Genomic DNA, 20,042 nt, shown 5'->3' on the forward strand with positions numbered 1-20,042 from the left:
CGCACCCCGTCAGGAGGAAGATGCCGCAGCCAATCCTCGATGCGTGCATGAGACTCTGTGCGATGGTCGCCGTTATTGTAGGTGACCAAGGCGCGCCTGAGCCAAAGGTTGGCTTCCTCTTCGTCCTTCGGCTTGTGGAAATGATAGAGGGTCTCGTGCACTTCCTTGATCGTGCGAAACGGCCGCTCGACCTTGCCTTTCGCTCGCGCCGGCGTGCGCCGCTCGCTGTCCGACGGGGGCATATGCGTGAGAACCCGGACACCAAGGCTACCCATGACGGACTGGAAAACGCGCGAGCGGCTCACCGGCCCGTTATCCATATGGATGGTCGTTGGAATCCCCTGAAGCGGCAGTTCCGGTTCAGGCTTGGCGGCGAAGGCATTGTAGAGAAAGCGCAAGGCGGACTCCGCGTCCTCGCCGTAGACGGAGCGGTATTCCTGATAGCTCGCGCCGGAGCGATCATCGACCACGGAGAACAGCATCAGCGTCGGCCGGCCGCGCCCTTCCTCGACCCAAAGCGGCGCTTCCACCTGCTTCAGGTCGGACGGGCTCATGTCGAAGTGCCAGAGTTCGTTGGAACGCCGCGCCTGGAATCGGACGGCAGCCACCGGGCGGGTGACGCGCGCATAATCCAGGCCGGAAACACGCAGCAGCCGATCGACCGTTGCGCGTTTCAAGATGCCGGGCGGTGCACGGACCAGGCCATCGGGCGTCACCACGCCGTCTTCCTCAAGCAGCTTGATGGCGCGCGCCGTGGAGATATGCCGCCCCTTCCGGTTCGCCGTTCTGATCTTCAGGGCCGCGATGATTTCGGCATAGGTTTCCATCTCCGGCTGCGGGGCGATCCGGGAGGTTCCGTGATCGGCGCGCCGTACGGATTTCGGGCGGTTCAACTCCCGCAGCGCCCGATACAGGGTCCAGATCGAGATGCCGTAGGCATCGGCGGCACGAGCAACAATCTCGGTACGGCCTGGATCACGGGGAGAAAGCAGCGACAATCGGCGTCGAAGATCGACAAGAGCCTCTCCGGGCGGCCGCTTTCTCCGCTCAGCCATGGACGTCCTCGGATTCCACTGTTTTGGGAGAGCCACCCTTCTTGCCGATATGACGATAGAGGGTTGCAACAGAAACCCCCATGCGCTGCGCAATATTGCGTACCGGTATGCTGCCTTCCTTCATCAGGGCGCGCGCCGCGGCAATATCGCCCGGGCGCATCGCGGGCGGGCGGCCACCCTTGCGGCCACGTTGCCGCGCCTCGACCAGTCCAGCCGTCGTGCGTTCGCGGATCAGAGCACGTTCGAACTGGGCGATCGCACCGAAGACATGGAAGGTCAGCATGCCGCCCGGCGTCGTCGTATCAATGCTCTCGGTCAAGGACACGAGCCCGATCTTCGCGCGCTCCAACTCTTCCGCCGTCGCGATGAGCTTCTTTAGCGATCGCGCCAACCGATCGAGTTTCCAGACAACGAGCGTGTCACCAGTGCGAAGCACGTCGGAGAGAATTCGGCCCAATTCCGGGCGGTCATCGCGAGCGCCTGACCCGCGCTCGGTAAACACCTTCTCGCAACCGGCGCGTCTCAGCGCCTCAAGCTGAAGCTCCGGATTTTGATCGATCGTGCTGACCCTGGCGTACCCGACCCGCATAGCCATCCAAATGTTCTTGAAAGTCGTTGGACACATAGCATTTTGCGACAACCGTTTCTATAACAGTTTTGAGAAGATTCCATCGCGCCATTCAAGGGGCGTGACGGCATGCGCTATGGCATGCTCAAAAACCCTCGTTTATGACAAACGATCCATGGAAACCAACTATGTGTCTGACGGCCGAATATTCGCGACATGGAGCAGGGAACCTTACGCATCGAAAATCGGGCGGTCCCCGATCTTGTCCCCCTTGTATGGGATACTCCGGGAATTGAGGCGGCGATACCAAAGGATGCGGTCGGCCAGGCCGTTACCATGTTCGAGCCGCAGGAATGCGCCAACTACTTCAAATCTTGCGGATATGACCCCGAGTAATGTGGACGTGCTCTAGGTCACCCAGAGGGGCGCTCGCATCGAGTATAACCTTAAGCGCGATTGCTTCCGGTGAACCATCCTCCATATGTACGGGATGTACAGCCCACACAGACTTTTCGAGAACCACATTCTCAACAGAAACCTCATAAAGCCTACCCGACGCGAGCTCATCGAGGACAGTGCTCCTCATCACGATCGAAATGCCGAGACCAGCTCGAACTGCATGCTTCACAGCCTCAGTGCTCCCGACATTGAATGAGATTGGGAATTGCTCTGCCGCTTGGCCGAAGGCCTCGCGGAGCACGGATCCGGTACCGGTTCCACGTTCTCCGCCAATGAGGGACTCTTGAAATAACTCTGCCGCTTCAATTGTTTTTCGCGTCCTCCAATTATGCTGTGGGGATACGATTATTACCAGCTTTTCCTTCCGCCAAAGGCGGGCTTGATATCCTTTTCGATCGTCCCACCATTCGGTAAAGGCTAGATCAATCTCCTTCCTCAAGAGCTTTTCGATGATTTCAGGATTTGAGGCAACGGCCACCTCAGGTGGCCGGCCTTGAGCATCCTGTAAACGCTTCAAGTGGACTGGCAAAATATAGGTACCGATGTTAGTACTGGCACCCAACGTAATCCGGCCGCTGTGCAGGCGGTCCAGAGATCTCTTCGTGACGGTCAAAAGGCTGCGTGCGAATGGCAAGAATACGAGCCCTTGCCGAGTCGGCACACACTTGTCCTTCCTCCTCTCGACCAGCCGCACCCCTAGTATATCCTCCAATCGTTTCACATTATGTGAGACAGTCGGTTGGGATATCTGAAGCCGTCGCGACGCCTCGTGAAAGCTGCCAGTTTCGATTACCTCTATGAATGCTGCGACATGCGAAAGGCTAAACATTACTTTCTCTAATCAAGGAATTAGTTGAACCTCGTTAATTGCCGCACGAGGTCTTCGGCCTTGGACAAAATCTATAATGTTGTCAGCAGCCTCGTGCTCGATAGCCAAACGCGACTTCGCCACTGCTGAGCCTATGTGGGGTGTCAAGATCGAATCATGTTCGCGATTGAGGAGACCCCCGTGGACCTTGTCAGGCCGGTCGGGTCTGGCCCAGTCCTCCATCTCATAAACATCAGCGGCGTAGCCTCCCAAGCGCCCCGCCTGCAATGCAGCGACAACAGCCTCTTCATCAACCACGCTTCCGCGTGCAGGATTAATAAGAAGTGCTCCTTTGGGCATTTTGGCGAGTTGTTCAGCGCCGAGGAGATGCTTCGTTTCGGCCGAAAGCGGGAGTGCACACACAAGAAAGGTAGACGACGAGATCAACTGGTCAAATTCAAGAGGCTTTACGTTCAGTCTGATCTCATCGGCTTTGTCCAGGGATTGACGATCCCAGTACGACACAATGGCGCCGAAGGTACTTAGGCGCTGTGCTATAGCTTTTCCGATCGCTCCCATCCCTAAAATGCCGATTGCTGTGCCCTGCAGCCCAAGGCCGTAAAACCGAGGGCGCCAACCTTTGTAATCCCTCCTGACGCTCTTGTCGCCTGGCAGAATGTGCCGCCCAAGAGCAATCATCAGACCGATTGTAAGTTCGGCTGTCGGGTCAGTGAGAAGATCGGACACTATCGTGACGTGGACTCCACGCTGCGTGCAGGCTTCGATGTCGAAGTTATCGAAGCCTTTCAGCGCACATGCCACAAGTTGAAGATCGGGAGCGTGCGCGAGTACAGACGCGTCGATCATGTCCGGCATGAACGCCATCATCGCCTTGGCGTCGCTCAATTCTGCGAGCAGTTTCTCGCGGGGCCATGTATCATCAGTATCGTTGCAAACTAAACGAGCGTGGGGAGATAGCTTTGAGATAATCTCCTCGTGGACGCGATGGGTGATTACTACCTTTGGGAGCATTTAATTTATCCTTCTATTGCAGCTGGCGGCGGAGGAGAGCGCCGACCTGGTCAACGATGGTGACCATCAGAAGGACAACGAGCATGATCGCAAGAACCTCCTGATAATTCATGATCCGGAGGGATGTCATCAACTCGAAACCGATACCACCAGCTCCCACAGTGCCCAGGATTGTCGAGGCGCGGAAGTTGTACTCCCACCGATAGATGGTCACATCGGCCAATTGCGGTAGAACTTGTGGCAAGATCGCCCGCGTCACGATCTGGAACGGCGACGCACCAGCTGCGCGTGCGGCTTCTATAGGCGCATTATCGCAATGCTCGATCGCCTCCGCAAAGAACTTGCCCACCATGCCAACCGAGTGAAGACCAAGAGCCAGCACGCCTGGGAGCGCTCCAAATCCCACTGCCGCCACGAAGACGATGCCCATAATCAGCTCCGGGATCGACCGTAGACCATTCAACAATCCACGCGAGATCATATAGATGACAGCGTTGGGTGCTGTTTTCCCTGAGGCGAAAAAGCCAACTGGAAGTGATATCAGTACCGCGATCGCAGTCCCAGCTATACTCATCGCCAGAGTGTCGATGAGAGGGCTGATCCACTCCAAGCCTCGGTTGAAATCCGGGGGAAACATTTCCGTACCGAGCTGCCAGAGCGCAGGAAACCCAGATCCCAGACGCTCCAGATCAAGAAGACCGGAGTGATAACTGCTAACAATGATCACACACGCAATTGCCAACGCGATCACGCCAGCTCTGGTCCAAGCTTTGTTTTGATGTTGAAGGATAGAGTCGTAGTCGGCCGACGGCTGTGTCATCACATATCCTGGAAGAAAGGACGCAGGCCAGCGCCTGCGTCGAAAGGTGAGAAACTGTCTCGAACGCGCCTTACTGACTCAGGTCCAAGTTCAGCACTTTACCGAGCTCACGGACGACGTCGTAGGCTTTGTCATCGATCGGAGCGAACCCATCGGCTTTGAAGGATGCCAATACCTTTTCGTCTTTAAGGTCGATGAAGGCTTTGGTGATCGCCTCTTTCAACGAAGTGTCAAGATCCGACCGCATGGTCCAGGGGTACTGCGGGAACGGATCGGACTCGGCGAGGGCGATAACTTTCTTAGGATCAATGGTGCCACGAGCGACCATTGAATTGTAGATGGGCAACGAAAGTCCGCCAATCTGAGCATTGCCATTCTGCACTGCAATAGCCACGGCATCATGCGACCCTACGAAGTTCTCGCTATAGTCTTTTCCAGCCTCAACTCCGGCCTTAAGCAGCATAGATTTCGGGATAAGGTGGCTTGAGGTGGAAGCCACGTCCCCAAACGCGACCTTTTTCCCTTTTGCATCTTCAAGGCTTTCGATGCCAGCCTCTGCATTGGCGACAACTACAGCGCGATAGGTAGTTTCGCCATCCTTCATAACTGCTGCGAAAGGCTCGATATCAGCCTTGGTTTTCGCGAGCGTGTAAGAGAGCGGCCCGAAATAAGCCAACTCAAGCCGGCCGAAACGCATCGCTTCGATCATTGACGAGTAGTCGGTCGTTACGATCAGTTCAATCTCCCGACCGAGTGTCTTCTCAAGATACTCCTCGAGAGGACGATTGTTTTTGATGACAGTGGCGGCGTTCTCGTCCGGTAGCAACGCGACGCGCAATGTCTCTGGATTTGAGCCAGCATGCGCCAACGAACTCCAGCCAAGAACGGCGAGGAATGCGAGGGACAGAAGCTTCTTCATAATGCGGCCTCCATGGCAGCTAAAGGTTGATCATACTCGTAGTTGGACAAATCTTGTGTTGTGGTCGGATTTCTTGGGGCGCTGCGGTAGATCGACGCACACATTTGATCGGTCAGTTCGTCGACAGCGGCGTCCGCAACCACTTCCCCGTCGCGCATAGCAATGACCCGGTCGCCGAACCGGCGAGCTAGATCGATCTGATGAAGGCTGATCACAGCAGTGATGCCGTCGGCTGTGCATATTTCGCGAAGCTGCGACAGGACCTCGACAGCCGTTTCAGGGTCCAGACTTGCAACGGGCTCATCTGCAAGGACCAGTTGGGGCTTCTGGACCAGCGCGCGCGCAATGCCCACCCGTTGCTGCTGACCGCCGGATAGTTGATCCGCCCTGACGAGAGCCTTATCAAGAAGGCCTACGCGTTCAAGGCATTCCAACCCCAGCCTTCGATCCGAACGCGGCATAGGGAACAACGTACGCCAGCCAGAGTGGTAGCCCAGGCGGCCCGTCATGACGTTGTCGAGCGCGCTCAAGCGCCCTATGAGTTGGTGCTGCTGGAATATCATCCCAGTTCGCCTTCGGTGAATGCGAAGCTTAGTTTCCGCATCCAGAGCACCAATATCGTTAGAAGTGATCGAACCAGACGTCGGCGCAACCAAGCCGTTGAGTGTCCGGATGAGGGTAGATTTGCCTGCGCCGGATCTACCGAGGAGCACGACGAACTGACCCTGGTTGAACGTCAATGTCGTTGTCTTCAAAGCTTGGGTGCCGTTGGCATAGGTCACGGCAACTCCGTTCAGAGCCAGCATCACAATAATCCTGATCGTTAGTGGTGCATCGATTGAATATTTGCATCACTATGGGCGACATATGACGTCCGTTTATCAGGCTCGTGAAACTTCAATGACAGCACTTAAACTCAGCTCTACCTCCTCGCGTAGCTGCGATGGAGAAATTTCACCCAGAGCCGCCTGATCATGACGGCCCGGTCCCAATTCTACACCACCTTGACGGATGCTATCCCATATTCGGCCAGATAAACCGGCCCTTCTCCAGCCGCCGGGTAAAAAGGCAGGCGCCCAGACCATCATGCCAGATGATCTTCAAAATATCCGATCTGCGGCCCCTGAAGACGAAGAGATGCCCTGACAACGGATCATGCTGCAGAACCTCCTGCACCCGAAGCGCCAAGGAGGGAAAGCCACAGCGCATGTCCGTATATCCGCGCCTTCCTGGCGGGCACCCTTGATCCCGAATATTCCCGTCAGCTGACCGAGCAACTACGACAGGCAGGCGTCCCGGTTTGACCATGCCGTCGCTGGCAATTAATCTGAGCACGTGGCGGATGTTTGCAAGCAGACCCGGATGTTTGCGAGCACATTGGCAAAGAGCGTGAGCACGACGCCCGCTCCATTGTCAGATAATTCGAGCAGAAAATGCCGATGTTTGCGAGCAGAGGCGCTTATGTTGGCAAGCCGCTACACCTAGTAATTTGCGCGCGGCGCTGACCAGCGAGCATGTCCGCAGCAATGACCGTCTGGCCCGCTTTGTCGGCGTGGACGCCTATGAGGCCGCAGGCGGCAACGTGCTGCGCGATCTGTTCGCGGAGGACGACGCGACATTCTTCACCGATCGGCCATTGTTGTTGAGGCTGGTGGGCGAAAAACTGGAAACGGTCGCGGAAGAATTTTCGCCGCAGGGCTGGAAATGGGCGGAGATCAGCATCGACGGCGGCAGCATCCACAGCGCCGGATATGGCCGGATTTACCCGGAGCGCCGCGACCATACCGACGAGGAGCAGGCCGAATCGTCCGCTCTTGCCGAGGCTTTTGACGAGCTGGCCGCTCGGATCGAGGCCTATGCCGAGGGCGATCCTGAAATCGCGGCCGACGAGGCGCGGCTTGCCGAAATCGAACAGCGCATCGAGGCGATCAGGGACGCGACGGAAAGTTTTCGGCCGGAAGAACAGGCCCTTGCCGGTTGCCTTGTCGCAGTCGCCTATGACGGTTCCCTTCAGGTGACGCGCGGGCTTGTGAAGCCGGAGGACCGCAAGGCGCTGGACCGGCTGCGTGATGGTGCTCGGAATGGGGACGATGCTGGCGAGGCCCCTGCCCTGCCCGATGCGGCCGAGCCCGCCGAGCCGTCCGGATACTCCGCCACGCTCATCGAGGAACTGACGGCAGTCCGCACGGCAGCACTTCGCGTCGAACTGGCGAACCGTCCGGAGATCGCGCTTGCCGCCATGCTGCATCCGCTGGTGCTGCGCTGTTTCCATGACGGCTACCAGTATCTGCGCATGGATTCGGCCGTCGAGATCAGGGGCGAGCGCAAGGCGCTGGACCCCTGCATCAAGGAGCCGGAAGCCTGCCGAGCGCTTGCCGGCTGGAAAGAGATCGTGGGCGGATGGGGCCATCGTCTTCCCGGCGACCCAGCCGACCTTTGGGAATGGCTCATCGAACAGCCGACCGATGTCTTGACCGAGCTTCTGGCGGTGGTCACGGCGGCGAACCTCAATGCGGTGTCCGCCCGATATGACGCCAGCCGCAGCCGCATCGAACAGGCCGATCAGATCGCAAGAACCGTTGCTCTCGACATGCGCGCGTGGTGGACGCCGGATGCGGAATTCCTCGCCCACCTTTCCAAATCGACGATCGCCAGCATCATGCGCGAGGCCGGTTGCTCCGAGGATGCAGCCAGGGCGATCGAGCGCGCCCCAAAGGCCGAGGCGGTAGCGCAGGCGACAAGGGAACTGGACGGCAAGGGTTGGCTCCCCTCCCCGCTCACGTTGCCCGATGATGATGATGCCGCTCCGGCCGAGGACCGGAATAATGATGCCGATAATGACAGCACGACCGACACCATGCAGATCGCGGCCGAGTAAGCAGCAAGACTTCCTTGCACAACAGAAAACGCCCGGAGCGCACCGCTTCGGGCGTTTTCTATTGGCGCGGGGGCTGACCCGGGCCGGGATCGACCCGACCGGGTCAGACGAGGGGTGCCCCATAGCCCCGCCCCTCGTGCTCCCCTCCCACCCCTGGCCGAGATTGAGTCGGGCGCGATTCGTGCCTGATTTGCACCCGGCCAGTGTCGGCGGCGGAAGCGATACTTCATGTTTTCAACGACTTGAACCAAGGCATTGCAGAATCAGCGATTTTAGCGTTGCATGCAACACATGAGTCGCTTGGACCCTGCCACAGCCCGCGAGAGACTTATCGCTCATAGAGAGCGACGGCGCGCGGCTGGCCGGGTGCTGGTGACGACCGACCTTCCGGGGGACCTGGTTGCTCTTGTCGATCAGACCAAGGAAGAACGCGGCGCGTCAGCACGCGCGGCGATCATCGAGGAAGCATTGAGGTTTTATTTCGAGCAGAAGCAGAGGGCATAAAAGAAAAGCGCCCGACCGTTAGCAGCGGTCTGGCGCTTTTGGATTTCGGAACCGGCTAGATTGGAGGGCTCCCTAACTCTCCCCCAATTTAGCCGAGCAGACCCCGCCCCGCAAGAGTGATTCTTGCAGGGACCGGCGAAGCTTTGTCCGCCGTCCACAGTGTCATGCCCTCCCAGGACGGAGAGGACGAAGGACCATGTTTGAACAGATAGGGACGGTGCTCACGGGAGCGCCGGCCGGACGGGAGCGCACGCCCGTCCGAAGGCATAGCCGTGCAGCGGGACGCTGCGAGGGCGTATTCTGGCGCCGCACCGATCGTCAGGAGGTCCGCAAGATCCTTTTGGCGGCGCGGCGCTACGAGCTGGCGCTACGTCAACCCGGATCGCGCAATGGTCCGCTCGGCTCGGTGGCGATCGAGATACTCGAGCTCATGGGCAATCTGGTGAATTTTCGCACCGGCCGGCTCGATCCGTCGATTGAAACCCTCAAACGCTATCTCAGGCGCTCGCGTGACGCGATCGTCAATGCCTTGAAGAACCTTCGCGCCCACGGCTTCCTCGACTGGCTGCGCCGCTATGTGCCGACCGGCAACGAGGGCCGCGGCCCCCAGGTGCAGCAGACCAGCAACGCCTACCGCCTGTCATTGCCGGCGCGGGCTTTGCGGCTTCTCGGTCGCCGCGCCGAGGCCCCTCCCCTTCCCGATGACCACAGCGACGCCCTGGAAGCCCGTCAGGACGCGCTGAAGGCGCACCAGGACAGCCTGCCGCCCGATGAGCTGCCGCTCTTCGTGCTGGGCGATAGCCCCCTTGCTCAAAGCCTCGCGAGGCTAGGAAAGATGGTGAAAGAACGTGAGTCCGCCAAGCGGACTGAATCCCAACTTGGTTCTATTCCTATAAGGGAAAAATAGAAACGGACGCCGCTGTCCGGGCTGCTTACGCAGCCCTGCGGCGGTTCCGGCCCGCTTATAGGGCGGGCCGGGATGCGGAACCATCAAAAATAACCGCCAGCGACAGGACTCGCGGCAATGTCGAATGGGCTTTCGAAGAAGCTGCGGCAAGGGTAGTGCATAAATGTGATAGCGGATTACTAGCTGTTAGCATTTTATAAGCTGATTGCTAGTCGCGAATTAACAGCTTATAAATCAACTGCTGCTAACATGCTGCTAGCTATCAGATGACTGGAGGGCAAATGGCCGTCATATCGTTTGTTTCGAGCAAAGGCGGGGTCGGAAAAACGACTTCCGCCGTTGTGCTTGCCGGTGAGTTCGCGGCAGCCGGGCGCAAGGTTGCGTTGATCGACGCGGACCCCAACAGGCCGCTTGAAGCCTGGTCAAGGCTTCGGCCGCTGCCCGAAACCCTACGCATCATAGTCGATGACTCGGCCGAAACCATCATCGACACGATCGAGGACGCCCGCGCAGACGCGGATTTTGTGATTGTCGATCTTGAAGGCACGGCAACGGATCGCATCGGTTTTGCCGTCGCGCGCTCGGATTTGGTCCTGATTCCGCTGCAAAGCTCGGTTCTGGACGCGGCCGAGGCCGCGAAGTCGGTCAAGTTGGTCCGCCAAATGTGGAAGGTGGCGAACCGGGTAATCTCTTATCGCGTGTTCTTTACGCGCGTGCCGCCGGCGATCCGCGAGCGCACGGCACGCGACATAGAACGGCAGTTTTCCGGCGCTGCGGTTCCGGTGTTGCCGGCCACTTTGATCGACCGCGCGGCCTATCGAACTCTTTTTTCCCTGGGAGGCACGCTGCACGAGCTAGAAACGTCCGATGTGTCTGGACTGGTAACCGCCAAGGAAAACGCGCGCGAATACGCGCAAGCCGTCATCAATGCCACCAGGGGAGGGGACGCATGACCGGCGACGAAAAGAAGCGCGCCACGCTCGACTTTGGCGATGAGCTGGAAACGCCGCTGGTCCCGCCCGTCGATCCGAATGCGGTCAAGGCCGCCACACGCGCGGCGGGATTTCGCGAAACCCCGAAAGCCTCGGATCTGTTTCCATCATCTCCCGGCCGGCCGGCGCGCCGCACGCGGCGCAAGACAGGCCGCACAGAGCAGTTTGCGACACGGCTGCGCGCCGATACCCTCGAAGCGATCTACGCCTATGCCGACCGCCATGAGATCACGCTTGCCGAGACGATCGAGCGGGCAATGGCGGCTCTTAGAGACGATGAGGGGTGAATACCTTGAAGTGTAACGCTAAGTGCCATATATAGGCGGATGAGGAAATCGCGTGAGGGTTTTCAAAGGCAGCAGGTTTCAAAAGTTTGCCCGTAAGGAGAATATCTCCGACGCCATGCTGTGTGAAGCAGTAGAACGCGCTGAACGTGGCCTTATAGATGCCGATTTAGGAGCCGGTCTCATTAAGCAGCGGGTCGCACGGCCTGGCGCTGGAAAGTCTGGCGGCTTTCGGACGTTGATTTTCTTCCGAACGCAGACAAGGGCCGTTTTTGCCTTCGGGTTTGCCAAGAGTGACATAGCGAATCTCGAAGATGACGAAGAAGCGGCCTTCAAGAAGGCGGCGAAGCTGGTGCTAAGTTTTACCGATGCGCAGATGCACGCCGAAGTAATAGCCGGCCGACTGATAGAGGTGAATTGCAATGGCCAAGGGTTATAAAAGCGAGGCGATGGCGGCTATCCACGAGATGATGGAAGGCTTCCATCAGAGCGGCGCTATCGACAAACAGACAATGCGAGAGTTTGACGAGGCGTGCCTTACGGCTGTTGAAACGCTCGCGCCGGAGGAAATCCGCGCCATTCGGGAGCGTGAGCGTCTGTCTCAACCTGTTTTTGCCCGCTACCTCAATGTGAGTAAGGGTCTGGTGTCGGATTGGGAGCGCGGCGTGAAGAAGCCGGGAGGCCCGGCGTTGCGGTTGCTTACGGTGGTGCAGAAAAAGGGACTTCAAGCCATCGCTTAAGGTTCTGCATGTTGGTCAGCCGCCGGCGGAAGCCGCGATCGGCCCGGAGGCGACCGCGCTTTCGAATCGCGCCGTAGGTTGCCGGAGGGCCGTTCTCAGGAAGGACCCGGCGCTATTAGCGCCGGGTCCGTTTGCCCTCATCCCTGGTCAAATATGCCGCGGAATTCAGGATCGGCGTAATATTGCAGCTTGCCGGCGACGATCGGGCGTTGCCCGGCGATGAAGAGCAGTTCGGTATGCTGGGGGAGGTTGCGGACCTCATCGGGCGTGAGCAGCGGCCGGCCGACATGCTGTTCGCCGAAGGTGAGGCCGGACTTTTCGGAATCGAGCGCGCGGCTCATGGGCTTGAACACGACGGTCTCCTGGCCGAGCAGATCGGAGACGAGGCGGGCGCTTTCATGATCGTTGACGCCGAAGACCTGGAGGACGCCGGCGTTGGAGAGGAAGGTGCCGGCGCGCTGCCCGTAGGTGGCGCGAAGCTGGTGGACGTCCTGCAGGATCGGCCAGAGCTGGACGCCGTAGCCGGCCATGAGGCCCATGGCGCGCTCGACCGGCGCAAGATGACCGAGGGCTGCGAACTCATCGAGCAGATAGAGGACCGGCCTGGTCGACGCGTCGGCCGGCCGGGCGGGGGAGGTTGCGGCGGTCCTGGCCATGTCGGTGAGGCTTTGCGTGACGAGCAGGCGCAGCCATCTCGAATAGCTCCCGAGGCGATCGGGCGGCAGAACCAGGAAGACGGTCGCGGTATGGCGCTTGAGATATCCGAAGGCGAAATCCGACCGGCCGAGAACCGCGGTCATGCGCGGACTGTCGAGGAAATGGGTGTGGCGCTGCGCGGCCGACAGCACGCCGGCGGCTTCCCGGTCAGATTTGCCGAGATGACGGTTCGCGGCGCGGGCGATCAGGCCACCGGCCGCGGCTGACCGCTGCATTTCCTTCAGGAGCGCAGTGAAGGTTTCGGGGGCAAGGGTGAGGCATTCGCGCAGGGTGGCGAGCGTTCGCCTGTCCTTGGGCTCGTGGGCGACGATATGGAGGATCATCCCGGCGATCAGCGCCTTGGCTTCCTCATTCCAGTGCGCCTCGCCGACAGCGCCTGGCTCATCATGGACCAGGGCGTCGGCAAGGGTATTTACATCCTCTGCAAAATCGAGGCCGGCGGGATCGAGCGCATCGAGGGGATTGTAGGCGGCCGATGGTTTGCCGGTTACGCCAAAGGGATCGAGGACATAGACCGGCCCGAAGTTTCCTCGCGCGCGGCCAGCGATCCTGGCGTTCTCGCCCTTGGGATCGATGCAGATGATGGAGCGATCGGCGGTGAGCAGATTCGGGATGATCGTGCCGACGCCTTTTCCGGTGCGCGTCGGCGCCATCGTCATCAGGTGCGCGGGACCATCATAGCGCAGCAGCTTTCCGGTCTTTCCGTCGCGGCCGACGAGCAGGCCGGATTCCTGGCGGGTGAGGGGAGCGATTTCCGCCTTGGTGGCGAAGCGGGCGGTGCCATGCGTGTCGCCGTCCATGCCGCCGAAATGCTCGATCATGGGATTGGTCAGAAACCGGAAGGCGAGGACAACGAGAAAGGCGGTTATCACCACATCGGCGGCGATCCAAAGCAGGTCGCCCGGCTGCAGGCCGATCGCGTCCAGAAGGTATCTCGCGCCTAAGAACAGGGCGATGGCGACGATCAGAAAGAAGAAGCCGAGTTTCAGGACGTAGGGGCCGGCCCGAAAGGGAGCGGCGATCAGCGCGGCAATCGCCCACACGGGATCACGGGCGGTTTGGCGCATCATGTTCTTGAATGCTGCCCATGCAAAGGTTGCCTGGTTCACGATGCAGCTCCGTCGGTCCTCGGAGTGCCGGTAGGCGCGGCAAGCAGATCGTCGAACAACTCCTTGTCGGCATCGCGGGTGAGAAAGCCTGGCAGCTCGCGGCGCAACCAGTCGCCGAGGCGCTTTGAGAATTCCTCGTCACGATCGGATTCGAGGCGGTGCAGCACGAGCGCGCCGAGCAGGATCTTGCGGCGCGTGTCCCTGACGCGTTCCTGTTTGGAGAGCCTGGCCTGTAGCGTCTTTCGCTGCGCATCCAGTTGCGCCAGCCGTTCCTCGATTGATTTCCGGGCCATAGGCATTCGTCTCCTGCTTTTGTCGCCGACGTTCTAGCGAGACCTGTCCAGCAGGCCAACCGTTCCAGGTCATCAATCCACCATTTCCGCAATATCAAATGTCGAATTCGACAGTCTACATGTGATCCGCCAGCGCTGTTACAGCGCGCTACACCATAACGAAAAGAGCGAAGCGAAGGAAGTTTTAAGGGCGCACTTACGACTTGCTGCGCAAGTCAGTGCTTGATAGCCTGCGATTCGTTTTCGGGAACGCGCAATTTGGCGATCTATCATTGCAGCATGAAGCCGATCGCACGGGCTTCGGGAAGAAGCGCGGTCGCGGCGGCTGCTTACAGAACCGCGACGAAGATATTGAACGAGCGCGACGGCCTGGTGCATGACTTCACCCGCAAGGAGGGCGTCGAGCATTCCGAGATTGTTTTGCCTACGGGCTCAGATGCCGAATGGGCGCGCGATCGGGCGGCTTTGTGGAACGCGGCGGAGAAGGCGGAGGTTCGAAAAGACGCCCGTGTCGCCCGCGAGTTCGAGGTTGCCTTGCCGCATGAACTGTCGGCCGAGCAGCGGGTTGCGCTAACGCGGGACTTTGCCCAGGGCCTGGCCGATCGCTACGGGACGGCGGTGGATTTCGCCATCCATGAGCCGCACGGGGCAGGGGACATTCGCAATCATCATGCGCATGTGATGATGACGACGCGGCGGGTCGAGGCCGACGGGCTTGGCGACAAGACGGCGATCGAATTGAAGAACGCGCGGTTGCTTTCGGACGGTCAGCCGACTTCAATGATGCAGCTTCGGGAAATCCGGCAGTCCTGGGAGCATCATGCGAACGAGCATCTGGCGCGGGCCGGCATCGAGGCGCGTATCGACCATCGTTCTCACGCCGAGCGGGGCCTTGAGATCGAGCCAACCGAGCATATGGGCGTTCATGCCTCGCAGATGGACAGGCGGGGCCTGGCCGTATCCAGAACGAGGTTGGATGCTGAGGCGGCGACACGCAACGCCGAGCTGATCCGGAAAAAGCCGGAGCAGGTTCTTTCGCTCATCACGAACGAGAAGAGCGTGTTCGACCGGCACGACGTGGCGCGGGCGCTGCATCGCTATATCGACGATCCGGACGCTTTCAGAAATGCCTTTGCATCCGTCATGGCGTCGCCGGCGCTGGTCGAGTTGCAGCCGGAAAAGATGGACGGGCCGGAAGGAGCGGAACTGGCGCGCTATTCGACCCGCGAGATGGTCGAGATCGAGGGCCGCATGGCGGGAGCGGCGGAGCGGCTGTCGCAGTCTTACGGCTATGGTGTGGACCGCGCGCATGTCGGCCAGGCGCTCGACCGTCAGGATTCGGCGATCCGGGCGGGTGTGTTCGCCAGCACCGCCGGCCAGGTCGAGCGCGGTGAGATCGGCGCTGCGGGGCTCAGCAGCGAGCAGCGGGAGGCGATCGGGCACATCACCGGCCCGGAGCGCATCGCTGCCGTTGTCGGGCTTGCAGGGGCCGGCAAGAGCACGATGCTCGCAGCCGCGCGGGAAGCATGGGAGCGCCAGGGGTATCGCGTCCATGGTGCGGCGCTCGCCGGCAAGGCGGCCGAGGGGTTGGAGGAATCGAGCGGCATTGCGTCCCGAACGCTGGCGTCATGGGAATATGGCTGGCAGGCAGGCAAGGGTGAGATCGGCCGCGGCGACGTGTTCGTCATCGACGAGGCCGGCATGGTCGGATCGCGTCAGCTCGCCCGCTTCGTCGGCGAGGCCGAGCGATCCGGTGCGAAACTGGTCCTGGTCGGCGATCATGAGCAGCTTCAGGCGATCGGCGCCGGCGCGCCGTTCCGGGCGATCGCCGAGCAAATAGGCTTTGCCGAATTGCAAGATGTGCGCCGGCAGCGCGAGGACTGGAGCCGAGAGGCGTCGGTTTCGTTCGCCAGGCACCGCACGGCCGAGGGGCTTGCCGCCTATGCGGAGCGGGGAGCTATCCGGTTTGCCGACACCCGGGAAAACGCTCGAGCCGACATCGTGCGCGATTACATGGCCGATCTCGAGCAGCGGCCTCAAGCGAGCCGGGTGGCGATGGCGCACCGGCGTGTCGATGTCCGGGCTCTCAACGCCGACATTCGATCCGCGCGCCAGGAACGCGGGCAGTTGGCCAAGGGTGAAGCCGCCGGCGAGATCAGTTTCCAGACCAATGCCGGGAAGAGAGAATTCGCCGCCGGCGACCGCATCGTGTTTTTGCAGAACGATCGCGAGCTTGGCGTTAAGAACGGCATGCTCGGCACCGTCAGTCATGTGGAAACGGGTCGGCTCACGGCCGAGCTGGACGGATCGAGGGGAGGGCCAGGGGGAGGAGAAATCCGGAGCGTTTCCATATCGACGCGGGATTATGCCGCCTTCGATCATGGCTATGCGACGACGATCCACAAAACTCAAGGGTCGACCGTCGATCGGGCGTTTGTGCTGGCGTCCGGCACGATGGACCGGCATCTGACTTATGTGGCGATGACGCGGCACCGCGACAGCGTTCAGCTCCATGCCGGCCGTGACGAGTTCAAGGACGAAAAGGCGTTGTCGGCCACGTTCAGCCGGGCCGGTCTCAAGGAAACCACGCTCGATTACGCTAAAGCCTACGCCGAACGGCGCGGCCTCGCCGAAGAGCTTGGCATTCGCAGCGAGATCGAGATTCCGCAGGCCAGACAGCAGGCACGGCAACGGGAGGTTTCGTCGCATGTGATTGAAACGGTCCCGACCCGCTTGGGCGGGGGGCTTGGGAAGCAGAGCCGGGACCAAACTCACGAAACCGCGAGCGGCGGGAAGGTGGGATGGGCCGGTGTCGAAAACAAGGCCGAGGATCTCCCCGGCGACCGCCAGGAGTCGCCGAAACGGGTGGCCAAGTTCGCCGGCCTTCGGCTTTCGCGCGGCCCGGAGCAGGGGAACCAGCAGCGCCAGGGGCCGGACCGCTTTGCCGGCGTGTCATTGCCAGCCGGGAAGGGGAGGGAGACGGCAGAACCGTTGCGATCGAGGATGCAGGACGGGTTTGCGGTTGCGGTCGACCGCTACGCCCAGGCGCTTCACGCGGCCGAACGCATGGCAGCGAAAGACCTTCCCATCCTCGAACACCAGAAGCTCGATTTACAGAAGGCCGGCGCCGCGCTCGACCAGGAACGGCTTGGCGCGGTCAGCACCATGCGTTCGGCCTTCCGGCACGATCCGGAGATGGGCCGCGCGATGGCGGAATTTTCGGGCCGGGAGCGCACAGCGCAGCTCGTCGCCGGTATTGAGCGCGAGGAAGGTTTGCGAGCCGATCCGAACGTGCGGGCCGAGCGCCTGGTTCAGCGCTGGACCGAGCTCGAAACACAGCACAAGGCGCTTTCAGGTTGGCAGCACGACGCCGAGCGTAAGCAGGTGGAAGGCCAGATGAAAAAGGTGGCGCATACGATCGGCCGCGACCCGCAAGCCGAGGCCGCCATGAAATCGCAGGCCGAAAAACTCGGCATCGGCCGGGACAGCACGCTTGGCCAGGCGTTGCAGGAGCGGCAGGCGGCCCAGATGCTTGAGCAGAAGCTGTCGCAGGGGCTTCGCCTCAGCCGCGGCATCGAAATGGAACGATAGGGCAGGGCGGTCAGGAGAAGGCATGGCGGAAGAAACGCAGCACGGGCAGGACCGGCACGGCGACGAGGAGCAGGACGAGGCGGCACGCGCTTTCGATGATCTTCGCGCCGAAATCAACGTGCAGCGGCGGGCGATCGAAGCCCTGTTCGACCAGCTCGAATCCGCCCGCCCGCCCGATTACGCGCCGACCCTCGGCGTCATCTCCGAGCGGATCGGTGAGGTCGAGGAACGCCTTGCATCCTATGAAGAGCACCCCGCCCTGAAACTCACGCCCGAACAGCACGGCCGCGCCGTCGCGTCGGCCGGGGCCGAACTTCTGCGCAATGCCGTTCAGGCCTTCGACCGTGAAGCGCGCGAGACGGAGCGCGAGCGTCACCAACTCGCCCGGATGATCGGCACGGTGCGCGATCGGCGTCAGCAGCGCCGGGCGCTCGCCTGGACAGCCGTCGCGTCGCTCGTCGCCGGCCTGGTGCTGTTCCCGCTGGTCGCCGCCCTCGCGCCAGGCGGCGGCTATCTCGCCGCGCTCGCCACCGGTAACGCCGATCGCTGGACGGCCGGCAGCGACCTCATGTATGCCGCCGACCCCGAGGGCGCCCGCAACCTGGTTTACACATCCACCCTACTACAGGAGAACGCCGAGGCGATCCGGGCTTGCCGGGATGCGGCGCGGCAGACAGGAACGGCGCAGACATGTGAGGTTTCAGTGCCGGCGCCGTAACGTCGCAAAAATCCTAGCATTCGCGACAAAATCACGGGCGCTGATTTCTCAGGGGAAATTCCGTCGCAAAAGTCAGGGGCAAAAGTCAAATTTGTGCGACAGACTTTTGCGACACTTCGAGGCTTGGATTCCGGGCCGCTGCGAACGCCGGCCGCGCTCTATCATTTTAGTAGAAGCATGGCCGGCCAGCCATTGGCCTGAGCTATACCTCACCTAACGGGCACGATCGTTAAGAGCTTGGATTTGCTAGTTTGGGCCAAGGAGATAGACGCTCGAACGTGCGGGAAGCGCGCAAAACCAAGCCGTCATCGAGACGCCTTCCGATAATCTGCATCCCGATCGGGAGGCCGTCATGAGAAAATCCACACGGAACGGATGCGGCGGGATTTCCTGTGAAGTTGAAGGGATAAGTCAGGAACCAGCCCAGAAGGCGATTAATCGACGCGCCGTTGATCGTACCGGGTGGCCCATTCTCTATAGAAAAGGCGGGAACCGCTGTTGTTGGGCAGATCAACACATCATACTTCTCAAAAATAGAGCACAGCCTGCCCCAAACGACTTCGCGGACGAGATTTGCCCGGCCAAACTCGACGGCGCTCAATTCTCTGCCTCGTTCGATCAGGCCCTGAACCACCGGCTCCAGCATCGAGAATTCGCGGTCCGTAATGCCGGAATAGACCGTCGCCAACTTTGCGCACCACAGGGTGAAGAAAGCCGCCTCTAAGTCACCGTCGAAGCCCACCTCCACCTCGTCAACGACGCAACCTAGCGCCGAAAACGCCTCTGTGGCCCGCGTACAGGCTAGCTTCACCTCATCGGACACCTCAAAATATCCCAAATTCATGCTGAATGCCACTCGCAGGCCGGCAACACCGTGGTCAAGAGATATCAGCGCATCCTGGTCGGCTGGGACGGAAAACGGATCGGAGCTGTCGGCTCCGACCATCGCCTGATACAGTAACGCGGCATCGCCCACGCTTCGCGCCAGGGGACCATTGTGGAAAAATGGAGTGTGGCTGGAGAACGGACCGGCGACATCGGGCACTCGCCCGTAGCTTGGTTTGAAGCCGAAGATTCCGCACATACTCGCCGGGATTCGGATCGATCCCGCGCCATCGCTACCCTCTGCAAACGGGACCAATCCCGCAGCTACAGCAGCTGCTGAGCCGCCACTCGATCCGCCAGGAGTCCGATCAAGACGCCACGGGTTGCGAGTCGGGCCGAAAATGAGATTATCGGTCTCGCCTTTATGCCCAAACTCCGGAGTATTTGTTTTGCCAATGAGAATGGCTCCGGCTTTCTTGAGCCTCCTGACGAGTTCAACGTCCTCAGTTGGCACGGCGTTTTCGAAAAGACGTGAGCCGCGGGTGGTTCGAACTCCCTTAGTCGGTGTCAAATCCTTGAGCGCTACCGGCAGGCCGTGGAGCGGTCCGATCGGAGACCCGCTTCTGAAGGCTTGATCGGCTTGCGCCGCCGCAGCGAGCGCCGCTTCGTGTAGGACGGTGCAAAATGCATTTATCTTTGGATTGATATCATCGATCCTTTTCAAGAAAGCGGATGTAACTTCCAGGCATGAGAGCTCGCGCTCGCGAATCAACCCGGCTAATACCTGTGCAGGCTTCGTCGTAATCTCGTCGATACACGTCAT

At 60.4% G+C, this 20,042-nt stretch carries 19 protein-coding genes and 1 pseudogene; 9 read left to right on the forward strand and 11 right to left on the reverse strand.

Features of this window, described 5'->3' with window-relative positions; genetic code table 11:
- From K0P03_RS35230 to tnpB, 8 genes and pseudogenes are all read right to left on the reverse strand, one after another.
- Positions 1 to 1,055, reverse strand: a pseudogene (locus K0P03_RS35230) (DDE-type integrase/transposase/recombinase); the annotation flags it as partial.
- A complete protein-coding gene (locus K0P03_RS35235; RefSeq protein WP_003501098.1) occupies positions 1,048 to 1,650 on the reverse strand; it encodes a recombinase family protein in 603 nt (200 codons plus the stop codon). The pseudogene K0P03_RS35230 and the gene K0P03_RS35235, both read right to left, overlap by 8 nt.
- Positions 1,651 to 1,990: 340 nt before the next feature.
- Entirely contained in the window at positions 1,991 to 2,911 is a 921-nt protein-coding gene (locus tag K0P03_RS35240; protein ID WP_003501100.1) for a LysR family transcriptional regulator, read from the reverse strand.
- 12 nt (positions 2,912 to 2,923) lie between these two features.
- A complete protein-coding gene (locus K0P03_RS35245) occupies positions 2,924 to 3,922 on the reverse strand; it encodes a phosphonate dehydrogenase (protein WP_003501101.1) in 999 nt (332 codons plus the stop codon).
- A 13-nt stretch (positions 3,923 to 3,935) separates the two neighbouring features.
- Positions 3,936 to 4,742: a phosphonate ABC transporter, permease protein PhnE gene (phnE, locus tag K0P03_RS35250; RefSeq protein ID WP_006473411.1), complete on the reverse strand. Its 807-nt coding sequence runs from the start codon at positions 4,740 to 4,742 to the stop codon at positions 3,936 to 3,938.
- Positions 4,743 to 4,812: 70 nt separating this feature from the next.
- A complete protein-coding gene (gene phnD, locus K0P03_RS35255) occupies positions 4,813 to 5,661 on the reverse strand; it encodes a phosphate/phosphite/phosphonate ABC transporter substrate-binding protein (RefSeq protein WP_046802286.1) in 849 nt (282 codons plus the stop codon).
- Positions 5,658 to 6,467, reverse strand: coding sequence for a phosphonate ABC transporter ATP-binding protein (phnC, locus tag K0P03_RS35260; protein ID WP_006473175.1), 810 nt, complete (start codon positions 6,465 to 6,467; stop codon positions 5,658 to 5,660). The genes phnD and phnC overlap by 4 nt, the downstream gene beginning before the upstream one ends.
- Positions 6,468 to 6,675: 208 nt before the next feature.
- The gene (tnpB, locus tag K0P03_RS35765; RefSeq protein WP_080600525.1) at positions 6,676 to 6,969 is read right to left on the reverse strand and encodes an IS66 family insertion sequence element accessory protein TnpB; all 294 of its coding nucleotides are present in this window, start codon (positions 6,967 to 6,969) and stop codon (positions 6,676 to 6,678) included.
- A gap of 181 nt (positions 6,970 to 7,150) precedes the next feature.
- Between tnpB and K0P03_RS35270 the strand changes: the two genes are divergently transcribed.
- The 7 genes from K0P03_RS35270 (at position 7,151) to K0P03_RS35300 (ending at position 11,966) form a co-directional block, all read left to right on the forward strand.
- Positions 7,151 to 8,539, forward strand: coding sequence for a hypothetical protein (locus K0P03_RS35270; protein WP_272792272.1), 1,389 nt, complete (start codon positions 7,151 to 7,153; stop codon positions 8,537 to 8,539).
- A gap of 291 nt (positions 8,540 to 8,830) precedes the next feature.
- The gene (locus K0P03_RS35275) at positions 8,831 to 9,043 is read left to right on the forward strand and encodes a ribbon-helix-helix protein, CopG family (RefSeq protein ID WP_272792271.1); all 213 of its coding nucleotides are present in this window, start codon (positions 8,831 to 8,833) and stop codon (positions 9,041 to 9,043) included.
- Positions 9,044 to 9,239: 196 nt separating this feature from the next.
- On the forward strand, positions 9,240 to 9,950 hold the full coding sequence (locus K0P03_RS35280) for a helix-turn-helix domain-containing protein (RefSeq protein WP_272792270.1): 711 nt from the start codon (positions 9,240 to 9,242) through the stop codon (positions 9,948 to 9,950).
- Positions 9,951 to 10,231: 281 nt separating this feature from the next.
- Positions 10,232 to 10,903: a ParA family protein gene (locus K0P03_RS35285; RefSeq protein ID WP_272792269.1), complete on the forward strand. Its 672-nt coding sequence runs from the start codon at positions 10,232 to 10,234 to the stop codon at positions 10,901 to 10,903.
- Positions 10,900 to 11,229 carry a stability/partitioning determinant gene (locus K0P03_RS35290; protein ID WP_272792268.1) on the forward strand — a complete coding sequence of 110 codons (330 nt, stop codon included), beginning with the start codon at positions 10,900 to 10,902 and terminating at the stop codon, positions 11,227 to 11,229. The genes K0P03_RS35285 and K0P03_RS35290 overlap by 4 nt, the downstream gene beginning before the upstream one ends.
- A gap of 52 nt (positions 11,230 to 11,281) precedes the next feature.
- On the forward strand, positions 11,282 to 11,665 hold the full coding sequence (locus K0P03_RS35295; RefSeq protein ID WP_272792267.1) for a type II toxin-antitoxin system RelE/ParE family toxin: 384 nt from the start codon (positions 11,282 to 11,284) through the stop codon (positions 11,663 to 11,665).
- On the forward strand, positions 11,649 to 11,966 hold the full coding sequence (locus tag K0P03_RS35300; protein WP_272792266.1) for a helix-turn-helix domain-containing protein: 318 nt from the start codon (positions 11,649 to 11,651) through the stop codon (positions 11,964 to 11,966). Before K0P03_RS35295 ends, K0P03_RS35300 begins: the two co-directional genes overlap by 17 nt.
- A gap of 137 nt (positions 11,967 to 12,103) precedes the next feature.
- Here the strand turns inward: K0P03_RS35300 and K0P03_RS35305 are convergent, their stop codons facing one another.
- Together K0P03_RS35305 and K0P03_RS35310 are read right to left on the reverse strand one after the other, a co-directional pair.
- Positions 12,104 to 13,753, reverse strand: a complete 1,650-nt coding sequence (locus K0P03_RS35305) for a type IV secretory system conjugative DNA transfer family protein (RefSeq protein WP_272792265.1) — start codon at positions 13,751 to 13,753, stop codon at positions 12,104 to 12,106.
- Positions 13,754 to 13,788: 35 nt separating this feature from the next.
- Positions 13,789 to 14,085, reverse strand: coding sequence for a mobilization protein (locus K0P03_RS35310; RefSeq protein ID WP_272792264.1), 297 nt, complete (start codon positions 14,083 to 14,085; stop codon positions 13,789 to 13,791).
- 258 nt (positions 14,086 to 14,343) lie between these two features.
- Between K0P03_RS35310 and traA the strand changes: the two genes are divergently transcribed.
- Both traA and K0P03_RS35320 read left to right on the forward strand, forming a co-directional pair.
- A complete protein-coding gene (traA, locus tag K0P03_RS35315; protein ID WP_272792263.1) occupies positions 14,344 to 17,676 on the forward strand; it encodes a Ti-type conjugative transfer relaxase TraA in 3,333 nt (1,110 codons plus the stop codon).
- A 22-nt stretch (positions 17,677 to 17,698) separates the two neighbouring features.
- Positions 17,699 to 18,394, forward strand: coding sequence for a DUF6118 family protein (locus K0P03_RS35320; RefSeq protein WP_272792262.1), 696 nt, complete (start codon positions 17,699 to 17,701; stop codon positions 18,392 to 18,394).
- A 229-nt stretch (positions 18,395 to 18,623) separates the two neighbouring features.
- Here K0P03_RS35320 and K0P03_RS35325 read toward each other — a convergent pair whose 3' ends face one another.
- Complete coding sequence (locus K0P03_RS35325) at positions 18,624 to 20,042, reverse strand: amidase (protein WP_272792261.1); 1,419 nt, start codon at positions 20,040 to 20,042, stop codon at positions 18,624 to 18,626.

Source organism: Shinella sp. HY16, from assembly GCF_028534175.1.
Taxonomy (GTDB): domain Bacteria; phylum Pseudomonadota; class Alphaproteobacteria; order Rhizobiales; family Rhizobiaceae; genus Shinella.